This window comes from Halopseudomonas aestusnigri, from assembly GCF_002197985.1.
In the GTDB taxonomy this organism is placed as follows: domain Bacteria; phylum Pseudomonadota; class Gammaproteobacteria; order Pseudomonadales; family Pseudomonadaceae; genus Halopseudomonas; species Halopseudomonas aestusnigri.
The window spans coordinates 251,810-274,206 of sequence record NZ_NBYK01000003.1; the positions used below are offsets into that span (position 1 = coordinate 251,810).

The following is a 22,397-nucleotide window of genomic DNA, read 5'->3' on the forward strand; positions in this document are numbered from 1 at the left end:
AGCGTCATGATGCAGCAGCAGACATGGCAGAACCAAACACCCTGCGTAACCCTGGTGAAACCCTGCGCGAGGCCCGTGAAGCTCGCGGCCTGAGCATCGCCGAGGTTGCCCAGGAGCTGAAAATTTCGCGTCAGGCGGTAGAGCACATCGAAGCAGGCCGGTTCGACCGCCTGCCCGGTGATACCTTTACCCGCGGCTACATACGCAGTTACGCGCGGCTGATGGGGCTGGACCCCAACCGGCTCGCCGTTGAGTTCGATCGGCATCGTGGTATCGAGGTGCGCGAGCGTCCGGTCAGTTCGATTGCCCGGGTCAAGATGCCGAACGGGTCTGGGCGGTCCATCATGCGCTGGAGCACCCTGCTGATTGTGCTGGTGCTGATGGCCTCGGCATGGTGGTGGTACGAAGCCGGCCGCCCTGTCTCCGAGCCGTTGCTGCCGATGGAAGAGCTGGAGTCCGAGTTGCTGCTGGACGATGTCGAGGTCGATGCCATGACGTTGCCCGAGGCTATTGCCAAGCAGACAGAGGCGCTGCCCGCCGACTTGCTGGCCCCTGAGCCTGAAGCGCCGGCTGCCGATCCGCTCGCGACCGAGGCGGCTGCGGATGCGTCCGTGGCGCCACAGGAAACGACCCCGGTCGCGGATGCACAGACTGAGTTGGCCGCTCCCGTCGAGGAGCCTGCAACCGCCGAGGGGCGTGGCCTGCAGTTGAGTGTGGCCGCCGATTGCTGGGTGCAGGTCAGTGCCGTCGACGGCAGGGTTTTGCACAGCGGGCTGTTGCGCGATGGCCAGGCGCTGAACATCGACCATGATGGTGCGTTGAACCTGGTGATCGGCGACCGCAGTGCCGTCACCACCATTCGCTTTCAGGGTAACCCCGTAACGTTGCCGCCGCAGAGCCAGTCCGGTGTTGTCCGGCTGCGTCTGGGCGAGTAAGAGGTCAGTCAGTTATGCAGCATGAGTCGCCGGTCAAACGTCGTGTCTCCCGGCAGATCAAGGTGGGGTCGGTACTGGTAGGTGGCGATGCGCCGATCTCCGTACAGAGCATGACCAACACCGAAACCTGTGATGTGGCCGCTACCGTCGAGCAGATTCGGCGGCTGGAAGCGGTTGGTGCCGATATCGTGCGGGTCTCAGTGCCGAGCATGGAGGCTGCCGAGGCCTTTGGTGAAATCCGCAAGCAGGTGGGTATCGCGCTGGTCGCCGATATTCACTTCGACTACAAGATTGCCCTGCGGGTCGCTGATCTGGGCGTTGATTGCCTGCGCATCAATCCGGGCAACATCGGCCGGGAAGATCGGGTCAAGGCCGTAGTCGACGCCGCGCGCCACAATGGCATTCCGATTCGTATCGGGGTTAACGCCGGCTCGCTGGAAAAGGATCTGCAGAAGAAATACGGCGAGCCGACTCCGGCGGCGCTGGTGGAATCTGCGCTGCGCCACGTCGAGCATCTTGATCGCCTGGATTTTCAGGACTTCAAGGTCAGCGTCAAGGCGTCCGACGTCTTCATGGCGGTTGATGCCTACCGCCTGCTGGCGAGGCAGATCGAGCAGCCGCTGCATCTGGGTATTACCGAGGCTGGCGGTCTGCGCTCCGGTACGGTGAAATCGGCCGTTGGCCTTGGCATGTTGCTGGCAGAAGGCATTGGCGACACTATCCGCATCTCGCTGGCGGCGGACCCGGTCGAGGAGATTCGCGTCGGCTTCGATATTCTGAAGTCGCTGCGCTTGCGTTCACGCGGTATCAATTTCATTGCCTGCCCGAGCTGCTCACGCCAGAACTTCGATGTGGTCAAGACCATGAACGAGCTGGAGGCGCGCCTCGACGACGTGCTGACACCGCTGGATGTTGCGGTTATCGGCTGCGTGGTTAACGGGCCCGGCGAAGCCAAGGAGGCCGACATCGGCCTGACCGGTGGCTCGCCGAACAACCTGATCTATCAGGACGGCAAGCCGGACCAGAAGGTAGATAACGCCGAGCTGGTCGACCGGCTGGAAAAAATGATTCGAGATAAAGTGGCTGCCAAACAGGCGCTCGATGCCAACACCATCGCCCGCGGTTGAGCGGTCAGGTAATAGGAAACAGACTTTGAAGACCCTGCAAGCCGTTCGCGGCATGAACGATGTGCTGCCCGAAGACAGCGCCCTGTGGCAGTACTTTGAGCGCACTGTCGCTGACCTGTTGACCACCTACGGTTACCAGCAGGTACGCATGCCGATTGTCGAGCCGACCGAGCTGTTCAAACGCTCCATCGGCGAAGTGACCGACATCGTCGAGAAAGAAATGTACACCTTCGAGGACCGTAATGGTGACTCGCTGACCCTGCGCCCGGAGGGCACCGCAGGCTGCGTACGCGCCATGCTGCAGCACGGTCTGCTCGGGGGCGGTGTTGCCCAGAAGGTCTGGTACAACGGCCCGATGTTCCGTCACGAGCGCCCGCAAAAGGGCCGCTATCGCCAGTTTCACCAGATCGGCGTGGAAACCTTCAATCTGACCGGTCCGGACATCGATGCCGAGCTGATCGTGCTGTCCTGGCGGCTGTGGCAGCGTCTGGGTATCAGCAATGCGGTCAAGCTGGAGCTGAACAGCCTGGGCAGTGCGGAAGACCGTGCCCGCTACCGCGATGATCTGGTTGCCTATCTGCAGGCGCGATTTGATCAGTTGGATGAGGATAGCCAGCGCCGACTTGCCAGCAACCCGCTACGCATTCTCGACAGCAAGGTGCCGGAGACCCAGGCTCTGCTGACGGATGCGCCGAAGCTGGCTGACTATCTGAATGACGAGGCACGCGCACACTTCGACGGCCTGCGTGCACTGCTGGATGAAGTTGGCATCCCTTACGTAATCAATCCCAAACTGGTACGCGGGCTGGACTACTACGGCCTGACGGTGTTCGAATGGGTGACTGACCAGCTCGGTGCCCAGGGTACCGTCTGCGCCGGTGGCCGTTACGACGGTCTGGTAACCCAGCTGGGCGGCAAGCCGGCCCCGGCGGTAGGGTTTGCCATGGGTATCGAGCGGCTGTTGCTGCTGATCGAGACGCTTGATTGCGTGCCCGCCGAACTGGCCCGTCAGGTGGATGTCTATCTCGTCACCCTGGGCGATGTGGCTGCCAGGGCGGGACTGCGTCTGGCCGAGCAGCTGCGCGATGCGCTGCCGTCATTGCGACTGGTCGTGCACGCTGGCGGTGGCAGCTTCAAGAGTCAGTTCAAGAAGGCCGACAAGTCCGGGGCACTCTATGCGCTGGTGCTGGGCGAAGACGAAGTGGCTGCGCAGCAGATCGGTTTCAAACCGCTGCGCAGTGGTGAGGAGCAGGAAACCTTGAGCTGGCAGGATGTGCCGGCTCGACTGGCAGAGAGTATTTGAGCGGCGCTTGCCGTTTCTGGTTTGGCTAAGGAGTTTAGGGTGGCTTACGAGACAGAAGAAGAACAGGTAGAGAAGCTGAAGGAACTCTGGCAGCGCCATGGTGTGCCGTTGCTCACCGGTGTGGCCATAGCCCTCGCGGGGGTGTTTGGCTGGAATGCCTGGCAGAACTATCAGCAGGGCCAGGCGCAGGGCGCTTCAACCCTTTACCAGACCATGCTCGAATCCGTACTGAGCAGTGACAGCGAGGCGTCGCGTGCGCGCGCAGCGGAACTGGCTACCCAGCTGCGTAAAGAGTATTCCAGCACCCGTTATGCCGACTATGCCGCGTTGATGCAGGCGCGCCTGGCGGTTGAGGCGAGTGACTATCCTGTTGCCGAGAAGCACTTGCGTGAGCTGGTAGACACCAGCAAGGATGCGGCGCTGCAGGAAGTGGCGCGTCAGCGTCTGGCGCGGGTTCTGGCTCAACAGGAGCGTGCCGAAGAAGGCCTGGCGCTGTTCGCCTCACCGGTCGAAGGTTCCGAATTGAAGGCGGGCCGCGAAGAGGTGCGGGGCGACCTGCTGCTTGCCCTGGGTCGCAAGTCGGAAGCCCGGGCGGCCTACCAGGCGGCCATTGAGGCGCTCGAGGATGCATCCGCGCGTCCGCAACTGCAATTGAAGCTGGATGATCTGGCGGAGGAAGCCTAGTGAAAGTGATGTCCCGTTATCTGGTGCTGGGTCTGGCCGCTGCATTGATGGTCGGTTGCGGCAGCTCCGGCAAGAAGGAATTGCCTCCGGCCGATCTGGAAAAGTTTGATGCCGAGGTTCAGTTGGACCGTGTCTGGAAGCGCAACATCGGCGTAGGTCAGGGCGATCTGTACAACAACCTGACTCCGGCCCTTGATGGTTTGACCCTGTACGCTGCCGACGCTGAAGGGCGGGTTGTCGCATTGAATCGCGAAGATGGCGACGAGAAGTGGGAAGTCAAACTCAAGGCGCCCCTGTCTGGTGCTGTTGGTGCCGGCGGTGGTCTGGTCATTGTCGGTACCCTCGATGGTCAGGTGATCGCCCTGGACGAGAACGACGGCAGCGAGAAGTGGCGCGCGCAGGCTTCCAGCGAAGTGCTGGCGCCGCCGCAGACCAACGGGGACGTGGTCGTCGTGCAGACGCAGGATGACAAACTGGTTGCCCTGGATATCAGCAGCGGCGAGCGTCGCTGGATCTATGAATCCTCGCTGCCGGTGCTGACCGTGCGCGGCCACAGCACGCCGATCGTTGGCGTGCGTCAGGTCTTCGCCGGCATGGCCAGCGGCAAGGTCGTTGCGCTGGCAGCCGATACCGGCATTCCCCTCTGGGAGCAGCGCGTCGCGCAGCCCAAGGGGCGTTCCGAGCTGGAGCGTATGGTCGACATCGACGGCCAGCTGCTGCTGGTTGATCAGCGCCTTTATGTTGTGTCCTATCAGGGCAGCGTGGCCGCACTGGATGCCCAGACCGGGCAGCCGCTGTGGGAGCATCCGGCCTCCAGCTATGTTGGTCCCGGCGCGGGCTTCGGCAGTGTGTATGTCAGTGAAACCAGCGGCACCGTGCAGGCGCTTGACGCCGGTAGTGCTCGCGAGCTGTGGAGCAACGAATCGCTTGCTCGCCGCCAGCTGACGGCACCGGTTGCCTTCAGCAACTATGTTGCGGTAGGTGACTTCGAAGGCTATCTGCACCTGCTGGCCCAGACTGACGGTCGCATGGCCGGTCGCGTCAAGGTCGATGGCGACGGTCTGCGTGCCAGCCCGCTGGTGATCGGTGATCTGCTGTTCGTCTACGGCAATAGCGGCGATCTGGCAGCCTACAAGCTGAAGTAAGCCGAAAAGCGGTTATACTTTCCCGGCCGTTACACAGTCAGGTGTAACGGCCGTTTTGTTTTTTTGCACAGCATCTGTGCGCGGAGTAATCATGGTTCCTGTCATCGCTCTCGTGGGGCGGCCGAACGTCGGCAAATCCACCCTGTTCAACCGTCTGACCAAGAGTCGTGACGCTATTGTTGCCGACGTCGCCGGCCTGACCCGCGACCGTCAATACGGCGAGGCAGTCTGGCAGGGCAAGCCCTATATCGTGGTCGATACCGGTGGTATCACCGGGGACGAGCAAGGCCTCGATCTGATGATGGCAGGTCAATCTCTGCAGGCTATCGAAGAAGCCGACGCCGTGCTGTTTCTGGTCGATGCGCGCGCTGGTCGTACCGCAGGCGATGAGCAGATTGCCGAGCACCTGCGCAAGCGCAACAAGCACACCTATCTGATCGCCAACAAGATTGATGGCGCGGATCCGGATGCCATCCTGGGCGAGTTCGCCAACCTGGGCCTGGGCCAGCCGCTGGGTATTGCCGCCGCGCACGGCCGCAACATCAACCCGATGCTGGACGCGGTACTCAACGACGAGAGCCTGCAGGTCACTGGTGAAGAAGGGCGCGTGGTTGAGCCGATCGGCACCAAGATTGCGATCATTGGTCGGCCGAACGTCGGCAAGTCCACGCTGGTCAACCGCATGCTCGGCGAAGACCGGGTTGTGGTGTTCGATCAGGCCGGTACTACCCGTGACAGTATCTACATCCCCTATGAGCGGTTCGAGAAGCCCTACACGCTGATCGATACCGCCGGCGTGCGCCGTCGCGGCAAGGTGTTCGAGGCCATCGAGAAGTTCTCGGTAATCAAGACCCTGCAGGCGATCCAGGACGCCAACGTGGTGATCTTTGTGGTCGATGCCCGGGAAGGGATTGTCGAGCAGGATTTGCACCTGCTGGGCTTTGTACTCGAAGCGGGGCGTGCTCTGGTGATTGCCGTCAACAAGTGGGACGGCATGAAGCAGGAAGAGAAGGAATACGTCAAAACCGAACTGGAGCGCCGGCTGATTTTCGCCCAGTTCGCCGATATTCACTTTATTTCTGCGCTGCATGGCAGTGGCGTCGGTCTGCTCTACAAGTCAGTGGATCAGGCCTATCAGGCTGCGATGACCAAGATTCCGACACGCCGCATGACCGAGATTCTGGAAGATGCCGTCAGCGAGCACCAGCCGCCAATGGTCAATGGCCGCCGTATCAAGCTGCGCTATGCCCACCTCGGCGGCTCCAACCCGCCGATTATCGTGGTGCACGGCAATCAGGTCGACGCGGTGCCGCGCTCCTATACTCGCTATCTGGAGAACACCTTCCGCAAGGTGCTCAAGCTGACCGGTACGCCGATCCGCGTCGAGTACAAGGGCAGTGATAACCCCTATGCCGAGCGCAAGAACACGCTGACCGAGCGTCAGGTAAACAAGAAGCGCCGCCTGATGAGTCACAACAAGAAGATGAAGAAGAAGAGCAAGGACAAGCGCTGATCCTGCTCAAATGAAAAAGAGCCGGCTTGACGCCGGCTTTTTTGTGCCTGCTATTCAGGCATCCATTGCTCCCGGCAGCCGCACGGCCACGGCATGCCGTGCCCCTTGGAGGAGGGGGCATTCGTAGGGGCGCGACATGTCGCGTCTGTCAGGCGGGTGGCGTTGCGCGCGCAGCCTCGCCGCAATCGTTAAGGCTACAATGCCACGGTCCACAGCCACGGCATGCCGTGGCCCTGCAGGTGGAGGAGGTCGTTGCATTCGTAGGGACGCGACATGTCGCGTCCGCCACGCGGATGGTGCCGCGTGCTCCTCCCCCTGCAAATACGCCATTCAGGCATCCATCGCCGGATAGTCGGTGTAGCCTTCTGCGCCGCCGCCGTACAGCGTGCGCGGGTTGACCTGATTGAGCGGCGCGCCGGCCTGCAGCCGTGCGACCAGGTCCGGGTTGGCAATGTAGGGGCGTCCGAACGCCGCAAACTGCGCCAGACCGCTGTCGATTGCGGCAGAGGCGCTTTCGCCATCCAGGCCGCCAGCGAGGATAAAGTCGCCCTTGTAGACCTTGCGCAGCGCGGCCAGCAGCTCGTCGAAACCTTCGTAACTGCCACCGGCCCAGTCCGGCTTGTTGACGTGGACGTAGGCCAGGCCACGGCTGTTCAGCTGCTCCAGCAGGTAGGTAAAGGTTTCCAGCGGGTTGGCGTCCTCAACACCGTTGAAGGTACCGAGTGGAGAAATGCGGATACCGACGATACCGGCATCGCCGGCGGCGGCGACCACCGCGTCAACCACTTCCAGCACCAGGCGAGCGCGGTTTTCGACGCTGCCGCCATAGGCATCGGTGCGCTGGTTACTGTTGGAGCAGAGGAACTGGTCGAGCAGGTAGCCGTTGGCAGCGTGAATCTCTACGCCGTCAAAGCCGGCCTGCAGTGCGTTGCGGGTCGCCTGGGCGTAGCTTTCCACCACCTGAGGCAGCTCTGCAGTTTCCAGGGCGCGCGGGGTTGATGCCGCGGCTTTGTGATGACTGCCGTCCGGCTCCTGAACGTAGACCTCCGCCTTGGCGGCAATAGCCGACGGGGCAACCGGTGCCTGACCGTTGGGCTGAATCAGGGTGTGCGAGATGCGGCCAACGTGCCACAGCTGCAGGAAGATACGACCACCGGCGTTGTGCACGGACTCGGTGACAGCCTTCCAGCCTTCAATCTGCTCGGGGCTGTGAATGCCCGGCGTCCAGGCGTAGCCCTGTGCTTCGGGGCTGATTTGCACTCCTTCGCTGATGATCAGACCGGCGTTGGCGCGTTGGGTGTAGTACTCGACGTTCAGAGCATAGGGTAGATTACCGGGCTGAGCGGCGCGTTGGCGGGTCAGCGGGGCCATTACCACGCGGTTCGGCAGATCTAGGCTGCCGAGGCGAGCGGGTTGAAACAGGGTATTGCTGGACATGGGTGTCTCCCGGATTCAGTCATCGGTGAATTACCAATGCCGGCCATTATGGGGGTGGCATTCCTTTTGGCAAGTACGTACGATTTTGGCGGTCACTTACCAAAAGGTAATCATAAGATGACCGAAGAGCAGTTGCGTATCGCTGAGAGCAAGCGATTGGTACGCGGCGACAAGACCTACTCGACGCCTATCGAAGTCACGCTGGATGTGATCGGCGGCAAATGGAAGGCTGTGTTGGCTTATCACATCATTCAGGGGCCGCAGCGGTTTTCGGAGCTCAAGCGGCTGGTGCCGGGTATTACCGAGAAGATGCTGACCCAGCAGTTGCGCGAGCTGGAGCGCGACGGCGTGGTGAGTCGCACGGTGTTTGCCGAGGTGCCGCCACGGGTTGAGTACCGGATTACCGAGCACGGTGCGAGTTTGCAGCCGGTACTGGCGGCGATGTGCAGCTGGGGGAGAGAGCACTGGCAGCAGAGCGCTGCCAGTGCAGAAGGCTGATCCGCAGGACGATGCCCTGCGGATTCAGGGTCAGGCGGCTTGCGCCTCGGCCTGACGCAGTGCCCGGTTGAGTGCGCTGAACAGAGCACGGAAGCTGGCGGTAGTCAGGTTCTCGTCGATACCGAGACCGTGTACCGGTCGACCGCCGTCCAGGCGGACTTCAACGTAGGCCGCGGCTTTGGCGTTGGTGCCCGAGCCGATGGCGTGCTCGTGGTAATCCATGATCTCCACGGCAACCGGCAGACCGGCGACCAGTGCCTCCAGCGGGCCCTTGCCCAGACCGCGCCAGTGCAGGGTATTGCCCTGATTGAGCACTTCGACGTCGACCGCGCTGGTGCCGTTTTCTTCCTGCAGGCGGTGACGGATCAGCGCATACGGGCTGGTTGCCTGCAGATATTCCTTCTCCAGCAAGCCGTGAATTTGCGCTGCAGTCAGCTCCAGGCCAAGGCGATCGGTTTCACCCTGAACCACCTGGCTGAACTCGATCTGCATGCGGCGCGGCAGGCTGATGCCGTACTCCTGTTCCAGCAGATAGGTGATACCACCCTTGCCGGACTGGCTGTTGACGCGGATGACCGCCTCGTAGCTGCGGCCGATATCAGCCGGATCGATCGGCAGGTAGGGGACCTCCCAAATGCCGTTCGGGTCCTGCTGGGCAAAGCCCTTGCGAATCGCATCCTGGTGCGAACCGGAGAAGGCGGTGTGGACCAGATCGCCGACATACGGGTGGCGCGGATGAACCGGTAACTGGTTGCACTCCTCGACCACCTTGCGCACGGCGTCGATATCGGAAAAGTCGAGCCCCGGATGCAGACCCTGGGTGTACATGTTCAGCGCCACGTTGACCAGATCAACATTACCGGTGCGCTCGCCGTTGCCGAACAGGCAGCCTTCGACGCGGTCAGCCCCGGCCATCAGGCCCAGCTCGGTCGCGGCTACACCGGTGCCGCGATCGTTGTGGGTGTGCAGGCTGACCAGCACGCTGTCGCGGCGGCTGATGTGGCGGCAGAACCATTCGATCTGGTCGGCGTAAATGTTCGGAGTGGAGACCTCGACGGTAGCCGGCAGGTTGAGGATCACCTTGTTCTCGGGCGTCGGCTGCCAGACGTCGAGCACGGCATCACAGACCTGAACGGCGAAGTCCAGTTCGGTGGAGGTGAAGATTTCCGGTGAGTACTGGAAGGTCCACAGGGTGTCTGGTTGCTCGGCGGCCAGCTGTTTGATCAGCTTGGCGGCGTTGACGGCAATATCGGTCACGCCCTGCTTGTCCTGCTTGAAGACGATGCGGCGGAAGCTCGGTGCGGTCGCATTGTAGACATGAATGATGACCTTCTTGGCACCGCGAACGGACTCAAAGGTGCGTTCGATCAAATCGGCGCGGGCCTGGGTCAGCACCTGAATGGTCACGTCTTCCGGGATATGGCCATCCTCAATCAGCGTGCGCACGAAGTCGAAGTCGGTCTGCGAGGCAGATGGGAAGGCAACTTCGATCTGCTTCAGCCCTACAGCGACCAGTGTCTTGAAGAACCGCAGCTTGCGCGCCGGATCCATCGGCTCGATCAGTGACTGGTTACCATCACGCAGGTCGGAGCTGCACCAGACCGGCACTTCGGTAATGGTGCGGCTGGGCCATTGGCGGTCGGGCAGGTTGATCGGCTGGAACGCGCGGTACTTGCTGGACGGGTCTTTGAGCATGCTCATGGTCTGGGTTTCCCTGGGCTGGCCGGCCTCTTGTGAAGGCCTGAGGCAATGACAGATAAGAGTTCGTTGCAGTAGAAGGTAATGTCTGAGGTTTTGAGTTGCAACAAGTTGAAAAAAATTGGCAGGAATCACCTTGTGGTGAATAAATGTTGGTTTTTGTTGTCGCTGTGGTGCGAATTCTGCCGGATCTTTGCGCGCCCGTTTCCGGGCGAGCTCAAGGCTGGTAGGTGCCAATGAAGATCGTCGGATCAACCCGGTTGCCATTCAGGCTGACATTCCAGTGCAGGTGCGGGCCGGTCGCGCGGCCGGTAGAACCCACCTTGCCGAGAACGCCGCCGCGGGGGATTTCCTGACCCACGGCCACGTCAATGGCTGACAGGTGACAGAACATGCTGATCAGTCCCTGGCCGTGGTCAACGAAGACGGTTTTGCCGTTGAAGAAGTAGTCACTGACCAGAATGACCTGGCCGGCAGCGGGCGCCTTTATCGGCGTGCCGGTGCCGGCGGCGAAGTCGAGGCCGGAGTGCGGATTGCGTTCCTCGCCATTGAAGAACCTGCGCACACCGAAGGGGCTGGACTGGCGGCCAGGCACCGGGCGGTCGAACAGCAGGTTGCTGGGCTGGCGCGGGCTGAAATGCGCGTAGGCATCGGTCTGCTCCTTCAACTCACGCTCAATACGTGCCAGTTGCGCCGGATCCGGATTGACCTGACTGCGGTTCTTCAGGGTGATGTGTTGCTGGGTGTACTCGCGTGAGCCGACATTGAATGCCAGCTGGCGACCGTCCGCCAGATCGATTTGCTGCTGGCCGGCCGGTACATCCAGGCCCAGTCCGACGATGGCGATCCAGCGCTGGCCATCTTCGCGGATGGTCAGCAGCGGTTTGCCCTGAAAGGTCGCCCGAGGCGCCTCGGCTTGCTCGGGCAGCACCACCACGGCAACGCCGCCGGGCACTGGTTTGTTGAGCAGGCGGGTGATGAAACCGTCGGCCAGCGCGGGCAGGCTGAAGGCGGTGAGAAGCAGTATCGCCAGCGGGCGGCGCAATCGATTACTGAGCATGGATCAGTCCAGCAGCGAGAGGGTATGGGGTTCGTCTTTTACGACTTCCACCGCGAGTGTGCCGTCGTGCAGGCGCGCAGTCAGGCGCTGGCCCGGGCGGGTGTCGCCAGCACTGCGCACCGCCTTGCCCTGCTGATCCAGCAGGATGCTGTAGCCGCGGCCCAGGGTGGCCAGCGGGCTGACCAGATGCAGCGCCTGCACCTGTTGCTGCAGGCGTGTGTGCTGCTGTTTCAACTGCTGTTGCATGGCGCGTGGCAGGCGCTGGTCGAGCTGTTGCCACTGTTCATGCAGCCGTTGCAGGCGACGGCCCGGATGCTGGGTGTTCAGCCGCGTCTGCAGGTGCAGCAGGCGATCGCCGCGCTGGCGCAGGCGGTTGTCAAGCGCACGGCGCAGGCGCATTTCCAGCTCGTCCAGCCGCTGAGCCTGCTGGGCAAGGCGCTCGCCCGGATGCCGCAGGCGGCGGCGCAGCCCGTCCAGCTGCAGACGTGCGCGGCTCAGACGCTCGCTCAGGCGCTGCTGCAGGCGGCGCTGCAGTTGCTCGATCTGACGCAGCAGAGCCAGTCGGTCCGGGCTGAGCAACTCGGCAGCGGCCGACGGGGTAGGGGCGCGCACATCGGCAACAAAGTCGCTGATGGAGAAGTCGGTTTCGTGGCCGACCGCACTGATGGTCGGTGTCTGGCAGGCGGCGAGGGCGCGCGCGACACTTTCCTCATTGAACGGCCATAAATCCTCCAGCGAGCCGCCGCCGCGGCTGAGGATAATGGCGTCGAAGCCGGCACGGTCAGCCCGCTCCAGCGCCTTGACCAGCTGCGGCGCCGCCTCGCGGCCCTGCACCGAAGCGGGCACGATCACCAGCTCGATAAAAGGTGCACGGCGACCGAAGACACTGATGATATCCCTCACGGCGGCGCCGCTCGGAGAGGTTATGACGCCGATCCGGGTCGGATGGGCAGGCAATGGCTGCTTGCGCTCACTGCCGAACAGCCCCTCGGCCTGCAGCTTGGCTTTCAGCGCGTCGAATGCCTGACGCAGCGCGCCGTCACCGGCCGCCTCGACACTGTCGACGATCAACTGATAGTCGCCGCGACCTTCATACAGGCTGACCCGGCCGCGGGCGCGAATCTGCTGGCCGTCGCGCATCGCCAATCGCACCCGAGCAGCATTCTGGCGGAACAGGGCACAGCGAATCTGCGCCCGGTCGTCCTTCAAAGTGAAGTACATGTGGCCGGAGCTGGGGCGCGACAGGTTGGACAGCTCGCCCTCGACCCAGATACGCGGGAAGACGTCTTCCAGCAGCTGTCTGGCGCGGGCGTTGAGTTGGCTGACGCTGAGCACATCCGGCTCGGCGGTCAGCTTCTGAAACAGGGCGTCGTCGTTCATGGGCGCATTCTAGCAGGCTGGCGATAAATTCAGGTGCATTCAATGCCGCGTTGACGGCAGCCCGGGCAGCGTCCGGCAGCCGATACCGGTGATGATTTAGCATGCCGAATCCAATTGAGTGTGACCGGGGTGACAGGTATAATGGCGCGCTTCCATTTTTCCCGCTCGGGAGCCTGCTATGCTGCGTATTCGCCAAGAAGCACTTACCTTTGATGACGTTCTCCTGGTGCCCGGATACTCCGAGGTCCTGCCCAAGGACGTGAGTCTCAAGACCCGTCTGACCCGTCGTATCGAACTGAACATCCCGCTGCTGTCTGCTGCGATGGACACCGTCACCGAAGCCCGCCTGGCGATTGCCATGGCGCAGGAAGGTGGCATGGGCATCATCCACAAGAACATGACCGTCGAGCAGCAGGCTGCCGAAGTACGCAAGGTCAAGAAATTCGAATCCGGTGTGGTCCGTGACCCGATCACCATCGACGCCAGCGCTACCGTTGCCGAATTGATCGAACTGACTCACCAGAACAACATCTCTGGTGTGCCGGTGCTGTCCAACGGCGATCTGGTCGGTATTGTCACTGCTCGCGACATTCGCTTTGAAACCCGCATGAATGCGCTGGTCAGTGACGTAATGACACCCAAGGACAAGCTGGTCACCGTCAAGGAAGGTGTCGCCGCTTCCGAAGTGCGCCAACTGCTGCACATTCACCGCATCGAGAAAGTGCTGATCGTTGACGACGCCTTCCGCTTGCAGGGCATGATGACCGTCAAGGACATCGAAAAGGCCCGTGCCTACCCGAACGCTGCCAAGGACGATCAGGGTCGCCTGCTGGTTGGCGCCGCTGTTGGTACCGGCCCGGAAACGCCGGCTCGCGTTGAAGCGCTGGCGGCTGCCGGTGTTGATGTGATCATCGTTGATACCGCACACGGCCACTCCAAGGGCGTGATCGACCGGGTCAGCTGGGTCAAGCAGAACTTCCCGGACATTCAGGTGATCGGCGGCAACATCGCCACTGGCGCTGCCGCCAAGGCGCTGGCTGAGGCCGGTGCGGATGCCGTCAAGGTGGGCATTGGCCCGGGCTCCATCTGTACTACCCGTATCGTTGCCGGCGTTGGCGTACCGCAAATTTCTGCCATTGCCGACGTGGCTGCCGCACTGGAAGGCACCGGCGTGCCGCTGATCGCGGACGGCGGTATTCGTTTCTCCGGTGATCTGGCCAAGGCTATCGCTGCTGGCGCGTCCGTTGTGATGATGGGTTCCATGTTCGCCGGTACTGAAGAAGCGCCTGGCGAAGTCGAGCTGTTCCAGGGCCGTTCCTACAAGGCCTACCGCGGCATGGGCTCGCTGGGTGCGATGGCCAACGCTGGCGGTGGCTCCGCTGACCGTTACTTCCAGGATTCCGCCGCCGGCGCGGAGAAGCTGGTGCCTGAAGGCATTGAAGGCCGCGTACCCTACAAGGGCGCGCTGTCTGCCATCATCCATCAACTGATGGGCGGCCTGCGTGCTTCCATGGGATATACCGGCTCCAGCTCCATCGAACAGATGCGCACCCAGCCCGAGTTTGTTCGCATCACCGGCGCAGGCATGAGTGAGTCGCACGTGCACGACGTGCAGATCACCAAGGAAGCGCCGAACTATCGGGTAGGTTGAGCGCAGCTCAACCCGCCAGCGGCAAGCTGAAAGCCTCAAGCTGCAAGCAGTACGGCGTGTACTTGTAGCTTGCGGCTTGGCGCTTGTAGCTTACTTTTTCTGAGGAAATTCCATGTCCCTGCATGATATTCACGCTCACCGCATCCTGATTCTGGACTTCGGTTCCCAGTACACCCAGCTCATTGCCCGTCGGGTGCGCGAGATTGGCGTTTACTGCGAGATCCATCCCTGGGACATGAGCGCCGAGGAGATTAACGCCTTTGCGCCGCGTGGCATCATCCTGGCCGGAGGACCGGAGTCGGTGCACGCCGCTGACAGCCCGCGCGCCCCGCAGGCGGTTTTTGATCTGAACGTACCGCTGTTCGGCATCTGCTACGGCATGCAGACCATGTCCGAGCAACTGGGTGGCAAGGTTGAAGGTTCCGACGTTCGCGAGTTTGGCTATGCCCGTGTCGATGTGGTCGGCAAGGGCCGTCTGCTGGACGGCATCGAAGATCACGTGGACGCCGACGGCGTGCTGGGTCTGGACGTGTGGATGAGTCACGGCGACAAGGTCACCTCGATTCCGGAAGGCTTCCACATCCTGGCCAGCACCCCGAGCTGCCCGATCGCTGCCATGGCTGACGACGAGCGCGGCTACTACGGCGTGCAGTTCCACCCGGAAGTGACGCATACCAAGCAGGGCGGCCGCATTCTGTCGCGCTTCGTGCTCGACATCTGCGGCTGTGAAGCGCTTTGGACGCCGGCCAACATCGTTGAAGATGCCATCGCCACCGTGCGTGCGCAGGTTGGCGACTCCAAGGTGCTGCTGGGCCTGTCGGGCGGTGTGGACTCCTCGGTGGTTGCCGCGCTGCTGCACAAGGCCATCGGCGACCAGCTGACCTGCGTATTCGTCGACAACGGTCTGCTGCGTCACCAGGAAGGGGATCAGGTCATGGCCATGTTCGCCGAGAATATGGGCGTCAAGGTCATCCGTGTTGATGCCGAAGACCTGTTCCTCGGCCGTCTGGCCGGTATCGCCGATCCGGAAGAGAAGCGCAAGATTATCGGCCGCACCTTTATCGAGGTGTTCGACACCGAAGCGACCAAGCTGCAGGACGTGAAGTTCCTCGCCCAGGGCACCATCTACCCGGACGTGATCGAGTCGGCTGGCGCCAAGACCGGCAAGGCCCACGTGATCAAGTCGCACCACAACGTCGGCGGTCTGCCTGACGACATGGCCTTTGAACTGGTCGAGCCGCTGCGTGAACTGTTCAAGGACGAGGTGCGCAAGATCGGTCTGGAACTGGGTCTGCCCTATGACATGGTCTACCGTCACCCGTTCCCGGGTCCGGGTCTGGGTGTGCGCATCCTCGGTGAAGTGAAGAAGGAATACGCCGACCTGTTGCGTCTGGCCGATCACATCTTCATCCAGGAGCTGCACAACTTTGACTGGTACCACAAGACCAGCCAGGCCTTCGTGGTATTCCAGCCGGTCAAATCGGTCGGTGTGGTGGGCGATGGCCGTCGCTACGCGTGGGTGGTTGCCCTGCGTGCGGTAGAAACCATCGACTTCATGACCGCGCGCTGGGCGCATCTGCCGTACGAGCTGCTGGAGAAGGTGTCCAATCGCATCATCAACGAAATCGAAGGCATCTCCCGCGTCACCTACGACGTGTCGAGCAAGCCGCCGGCGACGATTGAGTGGGAGTGACCGGTTAACCTGGTAACTAAATTAAAAAGGCGCCTGGGGTGCCTTTTTAATTTCATCACGCGGCCGCAAAATCTGAGTGCAGCACCTGACCTTTCCGGTACGGTGTTGTGATGTCTTTTAACGCTGGTTTAAGGCATCAACCAACTGGTTGCAGTGCCTTGATCGGTGGTTGCGGGTGTTGCCTGGCTTGGGCCAGATCATAGTTCACCTGCATGGCGAGCCAGGCTCGGGCTGTGCTCACGCCTGCCATTTCTAAGCGAAGCGCAAGGTCAGGGCTGATCGCTGCTCGGCCGTTCAGTACCCGGGACAGAGCTACACGGGACATGCCTAGTCGCTCAGCCGTTTCCTTGACGGATAGGCCCAGCTCAGCAATAACGTCTTCCCGCAGCAGTTCGCCGGGGTGCGGAGGGTTCATCATCATGGTTTATTCTCCCTAGTGGTAATCGACGTAATTGACCAATTCGACATCCACTCCAATGAACCGAAAGGTCACACGCCAGTTGCCGTTTACCCTGATTGACCAGTACCCGTTCAGCTCACCTTTCAACTGGTGTAACTTGAATGAAGGAATGTTGAGGTCGTCTGGGCCAGCGGCAACGTCCAGTAACGCCAGGATGCGACTTAGTTTGGCCGCATGTGCCGCCTGAATGCCTCGGGTCGTTCCAGTCTTGTAGAAGGCTTCTAGCCCTTTATGTTGGAATCCTGTGATCATGGGGCTGGATTGTATCTCGTAACGCTACGCTTTACAATTTAGTGCTGTCATAACCAGTTCTTGCTTCTGTGGGGTGACACTGCATTTTAATGCCAAGATTATAAAAATCTGTGCGTGGTATTTTCGTTGTCTTTGTATATAAGGCATTGTTTTTATTTGGATAATTTCCTGTATGTGAGCTTATGAAGCAAACCTCTGGTTGTTGTTGCAGCCAGGGGTTTTCTTTTGGTCGCGCGTAACGTCATATCCAGCAAGTTGACAGGGTCTTACCCGCCGGGACCGCTGTCAGTTCGCCGCCTCAGCTCATGACTGACTGCAGCCAGGCGGCCAGTACCCCTGCGCCGACGGCAATGGTCATGGGAATGGCGACTCTCAGCCCCAGGCCGCGGGTGCCGAATACCAGTGCCATCGCTGCCTTGATCAGGCTGTTGCTGAGAGCCGCCAGCAGTATGGCGATGACCGCGGTATCCTGATCCAGTGACCCCAGAGACAGGCGGGCGATGGCCAGGGTGATCGCATCCACATCCACAAGGCCGGATACCACCGACAATATCAGCACGCCCTTGTCGCCCAGCCATTGCGTGAGCAGTTCAGCCAGCAGCAGAATCCCGGCCAATAGCGCGCCAAACATCAGTGCCGAACTGAGGTCCAGCGGGTTCTTGTTCAGCGTGGGCTGGTCTGTGGCAAGTGTGTCTCGATGCCGATACCAGAGCAGCAGGGCAGGGGCATAAATAAACAGCACGGTGATCAGTACCGGCCCCAGCAGCACGGGCAGCAGTGCCTGATTCAGCAGCGTGCAATACACCAGAATCCGCGGGAACATGGTGCCACAGGCAATGAGAATACCCGCAGCCAGTTGCGGGCTCAGCTCGTCGGCCGAACGTGACGCCTTGGCATAGTGCAGGGTCAGCGCGGTGGAAGAGCTGAGTCCGGCAAACAGGCTGGTGAACAGAATACCTTTGGCAGTCCCTGCAACACGGACGGCAAAGTAGCCGATGAACGAGATCATGGCGATCAGCACCACCATGATCCAGATGTTGTACGGATTCAGCGCTTCGCCAGGCCCGAAGCCTCTGTTGGGCAGCAGTGGCAGCATAACCACGGTAATCAGCAGCAGTTTCAGGCCGGCATCCAGCTCTTTTTCCTGCAGACGGTTGAGCAGGCCGTGAATCTCCTCGCGATTGTCGAGAATGATGGCTGTGATGACGGCGGCGGCGGCCGCCAGCGCGGGTGAGATGGCAATCGTCACTGCGCCGTAGCTGAAGGTCAGCAGCAGGCAAATCAGGTTGGTGATGCTGAAGGTGTTTTGCTTGCGCGCCTGGTGACTGAAAGCCACCAGGGTAATGGCAGTCAGTGACAGTATCGCTGCCGGCAGCACCCAGATGGTTATCGCCTCTGCCAGCAAGGCGCTGATGCCCCCAAACAGGCCAACCAGGGCAAAGGTGCGAACGCCAGCAATGCGCTCGCCCGCCTTTCTGTTGCGTGCCTGCCAGCCCCGCTGAATGCCGATCACAGCACCCAGCAGCAAGGCTATCCCCAAGTGCACAGCCTGCTGATTACTCAGCAGAAAATCGTTCACGATTCCGTTCATCTCGTCCTGTCGTCATGGCTAGCTTTCTAGCGACAGACTAGTTCTTTCTATCGCCGGCAACTACCGAGAAGCGATTACTTCTGCCCAAGGATGATAGAGACGGTCCGGCTCGCCATGGCTGTCGTGCGTTTGATGTAGGATTGTTTGCAATGCTTAATGCTAATCACTATCATTAGCGAATTGTGCGTTCTGCCTCGGGATGCACGCGTTCGCAATATGTCCGGGGCATATCGACCGACCGGGCTCTGACAATGGTGATTGGCATGACACGATGTCTGTTCCGGGGGACGCATGAATAGTGCGCTCGCCCTTCCAATGATTTCGCGTGTTTTCGCGGCGATTTTTGCTGTTTACGCGTTCATCTGGGGGGTTGTTTCCCTGGGCGTGGTCAGTCTGAGCGCAATCGGTGTCGACTTTCACAGTGCCGAGCAAAGCATGCTGATGTTTGGGCTGCTGCTCTACGTTGCGCTGTTTATCTGGGTGTTCGCCGTTAAAAGTCTGCTGCGGATCTGGCTGGTACTCGGGCTCGGTGCAGCGCTGATGCTGTCGGCGGCCTGGTTGCTGCAGCCTTTGCTGCTTTGTCAGGAGGCCGCATGCTGAACAACTTTCGTCTCTCCATGGCCTGGGTGCACACCTGGTTCGGGCTGGTGCTCGGTTTTGTGTTGATGGTGGCCTTCTTCTTTGGTTCGCTGTCGGTGTTTGACCGGGAGATTGACCGCTGGGCGGTGCCGGCGACCCGTTTCGAGCCGCAGCCGATGCCGTCCTACGACAACCTGCTGGCCGATGTGTATACCCGCCTCAAACCGGATCCGGTCGATATGGCCGCAACGGCGAAGCGTGTCATTGGCGAGTTGCCGGCGGCTGACACCATGCCGCTGGTTTCCTTGTTTGCCTATACCACGCACCGTGATCCGGTGCTGCTGATCGGCGGCGAGTTCGGGATTCCCAATCAGCCGAAGAATCCGGCCGATGACCATCTGCATGTGCATGGCCGGGCGACGGTGGACCCGCGTACTGGCGAGTTTCTGCCGGATGACGCGCTGAAGATCGGCAGCGACTGGTTTTACCCGCTGCACTACAGCCTGCACCTGAACTGGATGTACCTCGGTACCTACGTGGTCGGGCTGGCGGGGCTGGTGATGCTGCTTGCGCTGATTACCGGGGTGATCATGCATCGCAAGGTGTTTCGCGAGTTCTTTACATTCCGGCCAAACAAGCGCATCCAGCGCAGCGCGCTGGATCTGCATAACATGACGGGTGTGGTTGCACTGCCATTTCACTTTTTCTTTGCCTTTACCGGGGTGCTGATCTTTACCGGCTTTTATTACTTCCCGGTTTCGCAGACGCTGCTCAAGCCGCTGCACGATCAGCATGAGGTGCTGGAGGCCGCGCACACCGGGCTGCCCCATGACGAGGCGGGTATTCCTGCGCCGCTGGCGTCGGTCGATGCCATGGTGGCAGAGGCCAAGCGTATCTGGGCTGAGCGCGATATGGCCGGTGAGGTCGGTTTCCTGACCATCGAACATCTTGGCGATGCCAACGGCTATGTCAGTATTTACCGTGCGGGAAGTGATCGGGTTGCGCTGGTTGGCGAGGGCATTCACTTCCGTGCCAGCACTGGCGAGCTGCTGCGCGAAGATCCGCCGAGCCCGCCGGTGGAAGCGGTCGCGCGCTTTCTGACGGGGCTGCATTTGCAGCACTTTGAACATTGGGCACTGCGCTGGCTGTATGTGCTGGGTGGCCTGTTGGGCTGCGTGTGCATTGCCACCGGTTTTGTCTTCTTCGTGGAAAAGCGCAAACAGGATCATGCCCGCCGCGGTCTTCAGGGCTGCAGAGTGGTTAATGCGCTGGCGGTTGCCAGCGTGACCGGGATGGTGCTGGCAGCCGTCGCCATGCTGGTGGCCAACCGTATCCTGCCGGAGGCTATGGTCGGCAAGGGCGAGTGGGAAAAGGCCGTGTTCTGGTCCGCTTGGGGGCTGTCGTTGCTGCACGCGTTGTGGCGCGGCGCGCCCGTGGCCAAGGCGTTGCGTAATCCGGCCTGGGCTGAGCAGTGCTGGCTGCTGGCGCTGCTGATGGTGGCGGCTGTGCTGTTGAACTGGGTAAGCACCGGTGATCACCTGTTCAAGACCGTGGTTACGGATCCCTATTGGCCGGTTGCCGGGGTGGACCTCAGCCTGCTGGCGTCGGCGGCCGTGGCGGTGTTTGCGGCCCGCAAGCTGGCTCAGCCGCGAACGGTTGAGGCCTCTGCACAGAGTCGGGAGGTGGCCTATGACTGACACTGTCTGGTTGCTGCTGGCGGCTGTTGCCATGCTGCTGGCTACCGGCTGGCTTGCCCTGTCTCTGCAGCCTCACTGGCGTCAGGTATTCGGTACCGACGCGCCGCCATCGGCCTTGCGCTTGCGTGCAGCAGGCTGGAGTGCGCTGCTGGCAGCAGCGATCTGCTGCTTTGCGGCGGATCATCCGTCGATGGCGGTGCTGGTCTGGTTTACCCTGTTCTCTGCAGCAGCGATGATCACCAGTATGGTGTTGAGTTATCGTCCGGCCTTGTTGCGCCCGCTCTGCCCGTCGCTGCTGCGCCTGCCTTGATCTCACCGCAAGCCGACGGTGCGTTTGCTTGCCTGGGGTCAGAAGTTGGTAAAAGTATGTAAATTCGCTACTTCCGAAGGCTGATCTTTCCTAAAGTCTGGCATTCGAGGCGGCGCCTTGCGCCGCTGCTGTTCAGAATACGGATTACATGCCATGTCTCTCCCTCAGTCTTCTCTCCGGTCCCTTCGCAACTGGCTGCTGCTGGCTGCGGCTGTTGCTGGCGCGGGCACCTTCGCCTGGTTTCAGTTCGGCAGTCAAACTGCGCCCGTTCAGCCGGACGCCCTGCGGCGCATGGGCTGGGATGCGCCTGCTGTGGTTCGGGTCGAGCCGGCGGCGCTGGGGCAACTGGATGTGCAGATCAAGTCGATAGGCACGGTCACCCCGCTCAACACGGTTACCGTTCAGAGCCGGGTCAGTGGCGTGCTGGAGAAGGTGGTGTTCGAGGAGGGCGCAAGGGTGGAGCAGGGCGCGTTGCTGGCCGAGATTGATCCTTTGCCCTATCGTGCCCAGCTTGAGCAGGCTGAGGGTCAATTGCAGCAGAATCGCGCCAAGCTGGAGAACGCCCGGGCCGATCTGAAGCTCTACGAGCAGCTCTGGGAGCAGGACTCCATCGCACGCCAGCAGCTCAGTGACCAGCGGGCGCTGGTGCAGGAGTTGCTTGGTACGGTGCGTGCCAATCAGGCCCAGGTGGACGACGCCAGGTTGCAGCTGTCCTGGACGCGGATCACCGCGCCGCTGTCCGGTCGTCTCGGTCTGCGCAAGGTCGACCAGGGCAACCTGGTGACTGGTAGCGAAGCGGAGGGGCTGGTCAGCATTACCCAGACCCAGCCGATCGCGGTGAATTTTACCGTGCCGGAGGTTGATGTGCCGGCCCTTCGCGATGCGCGCCGGGGCGATGCACCACTGAAGGTCGAGGTGCTGGATCGAGGCGAGCAGCGGGTGCTGGCCACCGGCGAGCTGACCACCCTCGACAACCAGATTGATACCAGCACGGGCACGCTGCGGGTGCGCGCGCAGTTTGCCAACGAAGATGAAGCACTGTTCCCCAACCAGTTCGTCAATGTGCACCTGCGGCTGAAGACGCTGGAGTCGGTAGTGACGATTCCTGGTGATGCGGTGCAGTTCGGTACCGAGCGCAACTACGTTTACGTTGTGCAGGACAACAAGGCCTATGTGCGTAATGTGATGCTGGGCGCCGCCGCAGACGGCCGGGTAGCGGTCACGGACGGGCTGGAGCCGGGCGAACTGGTGGTACTCGAAGGGCTGGATCGGCTGCGTGACGGCAAGCAGGTCAATATTCCTGACGCCAGTGGCGCAGCAGCCGGCGCGGCACGCACGCCGGCTACTGCGGGTGAGCGCCGCGGCCCGCCGCCGGCCAACTGAG

General features: G+C 61.4%; 20 protein-coding genes. 13 read left to right on the top strand and 7 right to left on the bottom strand.

Features of this window, described 5'->3' with window-relative positions:
- Nucleotides 1-23: 23 nt before the first annotated feature.
- The 6 genes from B7O88_RS07330 to der all read left to right on the top strand — a co-directional run bounded on the left by B7O88_RS07330 (nucleotide 24) and on the right by der (nucleotide 6,707).
- Nucleotides 24-935, top strand: coding sequence for a RodZ domain-containing protein (locus B7O88_RS07330; RefSeq protein ID WP_160003161.1), 912 nt, complete (start codon nucleotides 24-26; stop codon nucleotides 933-935).
- A gap of 14 nt (nucleotides 936-949) precedes the next feature.
- The gene (gene ispG, locus B7O88_RS07335; protein ID WP_088274725.1) at nucleotides 950-2,062 is read left to right on the top strand and encodes a flavodoxin-dependent (E)-4-hydroxy-3-methylbut-2-enyl-diphosphate synthase; all 1,113 of its coding nucleotides are present in this window, start codon (nucleotides 950-952) and stop codon (nucleotides 2,060-2,062) included.
- Between the two features lie 25 nt (nucleotides 2,063-2,087).
- Nucleotides 2,088-3,365, top strand: coding sequence for a histidine--tRNA ligase (gene hisS / locus B7O88_RS07340; protein WP_268806993.1), 1,278 nt, complete (start codon nucleotides 2,088-2,090; stop codon nucleotides 3,363-3,365).
- Nucleotides 3,366-3,404: 39 nt separating this feature from the next.
- The gene (locus B7O88_RS07345; protein WP_088274729.1) at nucleotides 3,405-4,049 is read left to right on the top strand and encodes a YfgM family protein; all 645 of its coding nucleotides are present in this window, start codon (nucleotides 3,405-3,407) and stop codon (nucleotides 4,047-4,049) included.
- A gap of 8 nt (nucleotides 4,050-4,057) precedes the next feature.
- A complete protein-coding gene (gene bamB, locus B7O88_RS07350) occupies nucleotides 4,058-5,194 on the top strand; it encodes an outer membrane protein assembly factor BamB (RefSeq protein ID WP_088274912.1) in 1,137 nt (378 codons plus the stop codon).
- A 91-nt stretch (nucleotides 5,195-5,285) separates the two neighbouring features.
- Nucleotides 5,286-6,707, top strand: a complete 1,422-nt coding sequence (gene der / locus B7O88_RS07355; protein WP_088274730.1) for a ribosome biogenesis GTPase Der — start codon at nucleotides 5,286-5,288, stop codon at nucleotides 6,705-6,707.
- Nucleotides 6,708-7,037: 330 nt separating this feature from the next.
- Here the strand turns inward: der and B7O88_RS07360 are convergent, their stop codons facing one another.
- The gene (locus B7O88_RS07360) at nucleotides 7,038-8,144 is read right to left on the bottom strand and encodes an alkene reductase (RefSeq protein WP_088274732.1); all 1,107 of its coding nucleotides are present in this window, start codon (nucleotides 8,142-8,144) and stop codon (nucleotides 7,038-7,040) included.
- 117 nt (nucleotides 8,145-8,261) lie between these two features.
- On the opposite strand from B7O88_RS07360, the gene B7O88_RS07365 reads away from it, so the two are divergent.
- Nucleotides 8,262-8,642: a winged helix-turn-helix transcriptional regulator gene (locus tag B7O88_RS07365; protein ID WP_088274734.1), complete on the top strand. Its 381-nt coding sequence runs from the start codon at nucleotides 8,262-8,264 to the stop codon at nucleotides 8,640-8,642.
- A 30-nt stretch (nucleotides 8,643-8,672) separates the two neighbouring features.
- Here B7O88_RS07365 and leuA read toward each other — a convergent pair whose 3' ends face one another.
- The 3 genes from leuA to xseA all read right to left on the bottom strand — a co-directional run bounded on the left by leuA (nucleotide 8,673) and on the right by xseA (nucleotide 12,780).
- On the bottom strand, nucleotides 8,673-10,343 hold the full coding sequence (gene leuA / locus B7O88_RS07370) for a 2-isopropylmalate synthase (protein WP_088274736.1): 1,671 nt from the start codon (nucleotides 10,341-10,343) through the stop codon (nucleotides 8,673-8,675).
- Nucleotides 10,344-10,557: 214 nt separating this feature from the next.
- Nucleotides 10,558-11,400, bottom strand: coding sequence for a peptidoglycan DD-metalloendopeptidase family protein (locus tag B7O88_RS07375; RefSeq protein WP_088274738.1), 843 nt, complete (start codon nucleotides 11,398-11,400; stop codon nucleotides 10,558-10,560).
- Nucleotides 11,401-11,403: 3 nt separating this feature from the next.
- Entirely contained in the window at nucleotides 11,404-12,780 is a 1,377-nt protein-coding gene (gene xseA / locus B7O88_RS07380) for an exodeoxyribonuclease VII large subunit (RefSeq protein ID WP_088274740.1), read from the bottom strand.
- Between the two features lie 178 nt (nucleotides 12,781-12,958).
- On the opposite strand from xseA, the gene guaB reads away from it, so the two are divergent.
- Complete coding sequence (gene guaB / locus B7O88_RS07385) at nucleotides 12,959-14,431, top strand: IMP dehydrogenase (protein ID WP_088274742.1); 1,473 nt, start codon at nucleotides 12,959-12,961, stop codon at nucleotides 14,429-14,431.
- 112 nt (nucleotides 14,432-14,543) lie between these two features.
- Complete coding sequence (gene guaA / locus B7O88_RS07390) at nucleotides 14,544-16,124, top strand: glutamine-hydrolyzing GMP synthase (protein ID WP_088274744.1); 1,581 nt, start codon at nucleotides 14,544-14,546, stop codon at nucleotides 16,122-16,124.
- Between the two features lie 136 nt (nucleotides 16,125-16,260).
- Here guaA and B7O88_RS07395 read toward each other — a convergent pair whose 3' ends face one another.
- From B7O88_RS07395 to B7O88_RS07405, 3 genes are all read right to left on the bottom strand, one after another.
- On the bottom strand, nucleotides 16,261-16,545 hold the full coding sequence (locus B7O88_RS07395) for a HigA family addiction module antitoxin (RefSeq protein WP_088274746.1): 285 nt from the start codon (nucleotides 16,543-16,545) through the stop codon (nucleotides 16,261-16,263).
- 12 nt (nucleotides 16,546-16,557) lie between these two features.
- Complete coding sequence (locus tag B7O88_RS07400) at nucleotides 16,558-16,836, bottom strand: type II toxin-antitoxin system RelE/ParE family toxin (protein WP_088274748.1); 279 nt, start codon at nucleotides 16,834-16,836, stop codon at nucleotides 16,558-16,560.
- Between the two features lie 298 nt (nucleotides 16,837-17,134).
- Nucleotides 17,135-18,427: an MgtC/SapB family protein gene (locus B7O88_RS07405; protein ID WP_088274750.1), complete on the bottom strand. Its 1,293-nt coding sequence runs from the start codon at nucleotides 18,425-18,427 to the stop codon at nucleotides 17,135-17,137.
- Between the two features lie 291 nt (nucleotides 18,428-18,718).
- On the opposite strand from B7O88_RS07405, the gene B7O88_RS07410 reads away from it, so the two are divergent.
- The 4 genes from B7O88_RS07410 to B7O88_RS07425 all read left to right on the top strand — a co-directional run bounded on the left by B7O88_RS07410 (nucleotide 18,719) and on the right by B7O88_RS07425 (nucleotide 22,396).
- Nucleotides 18,719-19,027, top strand: coding sequence for a hypothetical protein (locus tag B7O88_RS07410; RefSeq protein WP_200818429.1), 309 nt, complete (start codon nucleotides 18,719-18,721; stop codon nucleotides 19,025-19,027).
- Nucleotides 19,021-20,703: a PepSY-associated TM helix domain-containing protein gene (locus B7O88_RS07415; RefSeq protein ID WP_088274754.1), complete on the top strand. Its 1,683-nt coding sequence runs from the start codon at nucleotides 19,021-19,023 to the stop codon at nucleotides 20,701-20,703. Before B7O88_RS07410 ends, B7O88_RS07415 begins: the two co-directional genes overlap by 7 nt.
- Nucleotides 20,696-21,013: a DUF3325 domain-containing protein gene (locus tag B7O88_RS07420; protein ID WP_088274756.1), complete on the top strand. Its 318-nt coding sequence runs from the start codon at nucleotides 20,696-20,698 to the stop codon at nucleotides 21,011-21,013. Before B7O88_RS07415 ends, B7O88_RS07420 begins: the two co-directional genes overlap by 8 nt.
- A gap of 153 nt (nucleotides 21,014-21,166) precedes the next feature.
- Entirely contained in the window at nucleotides 21,167-22,396 is a 1,230-nt protein-coding gene (locus B7O88_RS07425; protein ID WP_088274758.1) for an efflux RND transporter periplasmic adaptor subunit, read from the top strand.
- The last annotated feature ends 1 nt before the right edge of the window (nucleotide 22,397 follow it).

Coding starts and splice junctions, on each gene's coding strand:
- B7O88_RS07400 (WP_088274748.1), bottom strand. CDS start 16,836: ATGATCACAGGATTCCAACATAAAGGGCTAGAAGCCTTCTACAAGACT.
- B7O88_RS07410 (WP_200818429.1), top strand. CDS start 18,719: ATGAATAGTGCGCTCGCCCTTCCAATGATTTCGCGTGTTTTCGCGGCG.
- B7O88_RS07375 (WP_088274738.1), bottom strand. CDS start 11,400: ATGCTCAGTAATCGATTGCGCCGCCCGCTGGCGATACTGCTTCTCACC.
- B7O88_RS07425 (WP_088274758.1), top strand. CDS start 21,167: ATGTCTCTCCCTCAGTCTTCTCTCCGGTCCCTTCGCAACTGGCTGCTG.
- B7O88_RS07360 (WP_088274732.1), bottom strand. CDS start 8,144: ATGTCCAGCAATACCCTGTTTCAACCCGCTCGCCTCGGCAGCCTAGAT.
- leuA (WP_088274736.1), bottom strand. CDS start 10,343: ATGAGCATGCTCAAAGACCCGTCCAGCAAGTACCGCGCGTTCCAGCCG.
- B7O88_RS07330 (WP_160003161.1), top strand. CDS start 24: ATGGCAGAACCAAACACCCTGCGTAACCCTGGTGAAACCCTGCGCGAG.
- ispG (WP_088274725.1), top strand. CDS start 950: ATGCAGCATGAGTCGCCGGTCAAACGTCGTGTCTCCCGGCAGATCAAG.
- guaB (WP_088274742.1), top strand. CDS start 12,959: ATGCTGCGTATTCGCCAAGAAGCACTTACCTTTGATGACGTTCTCCTG.
- guaA (WP_088274744.1), top strand. CDS start 14,544: ATGTCCCTGCATGATATTCACGCTCACCGCATCCTGATTCTGGACTTC.
- B7O88_RS07405 (WP_088274750.1), bottom strand. CDS start 18,427: ATGAACGGAATCGTGAACGATTTTCTGCTGAGTAATCAGCAGGCTGTG.
- B7O88_RS07395 (WP_088274746.1), bottom strand. CDS start 16,545: ATGATGATGAACCCTCCGCACCCCGGCGAACTGCTGCGGGAAGACGTT.
- bamB (WP_088274912.1), top strand. CDS start 4,058: ATGTCCCGTTATCTGGTGCTGGGTCTGGCCGCTGCATTGATGGTCGGT.
- B7O88_RS07420 (WP_088274756.1), top strand. CDS start 20,696: ATGACTGACACTGTCTGGTTGCTGCTGGCGGCTGTTGCCATGCTGCTG.
- xseA (WP_088274740.1), bottom strand. CDS start 12,780: ATGAACGACGACGCCCTGTTTCAGAAGCTGACCGCCGAGCCGGATGTG.
- B7O88_RS07365 (WP_088274734.1), top strand. CDS start 8,262: ATGACCGAAGAGCAGTTGCGTATCGCTGAGAGCAAGCGATTGGTACGC.
- B7O88_RS07415 (WP_088274754.1), top strand. CDS start 19,021: ATGCTGAACAACTTTCGTCTCTCCATGGCCTGGGTGCACACCTGGTTC.
- der (WP_088274730.1), top strand. CDS start 5,286: ATGGTTCCTGTCATCGCTCTCGTGGGGCGGCCGAACGTCGGCAAATCC.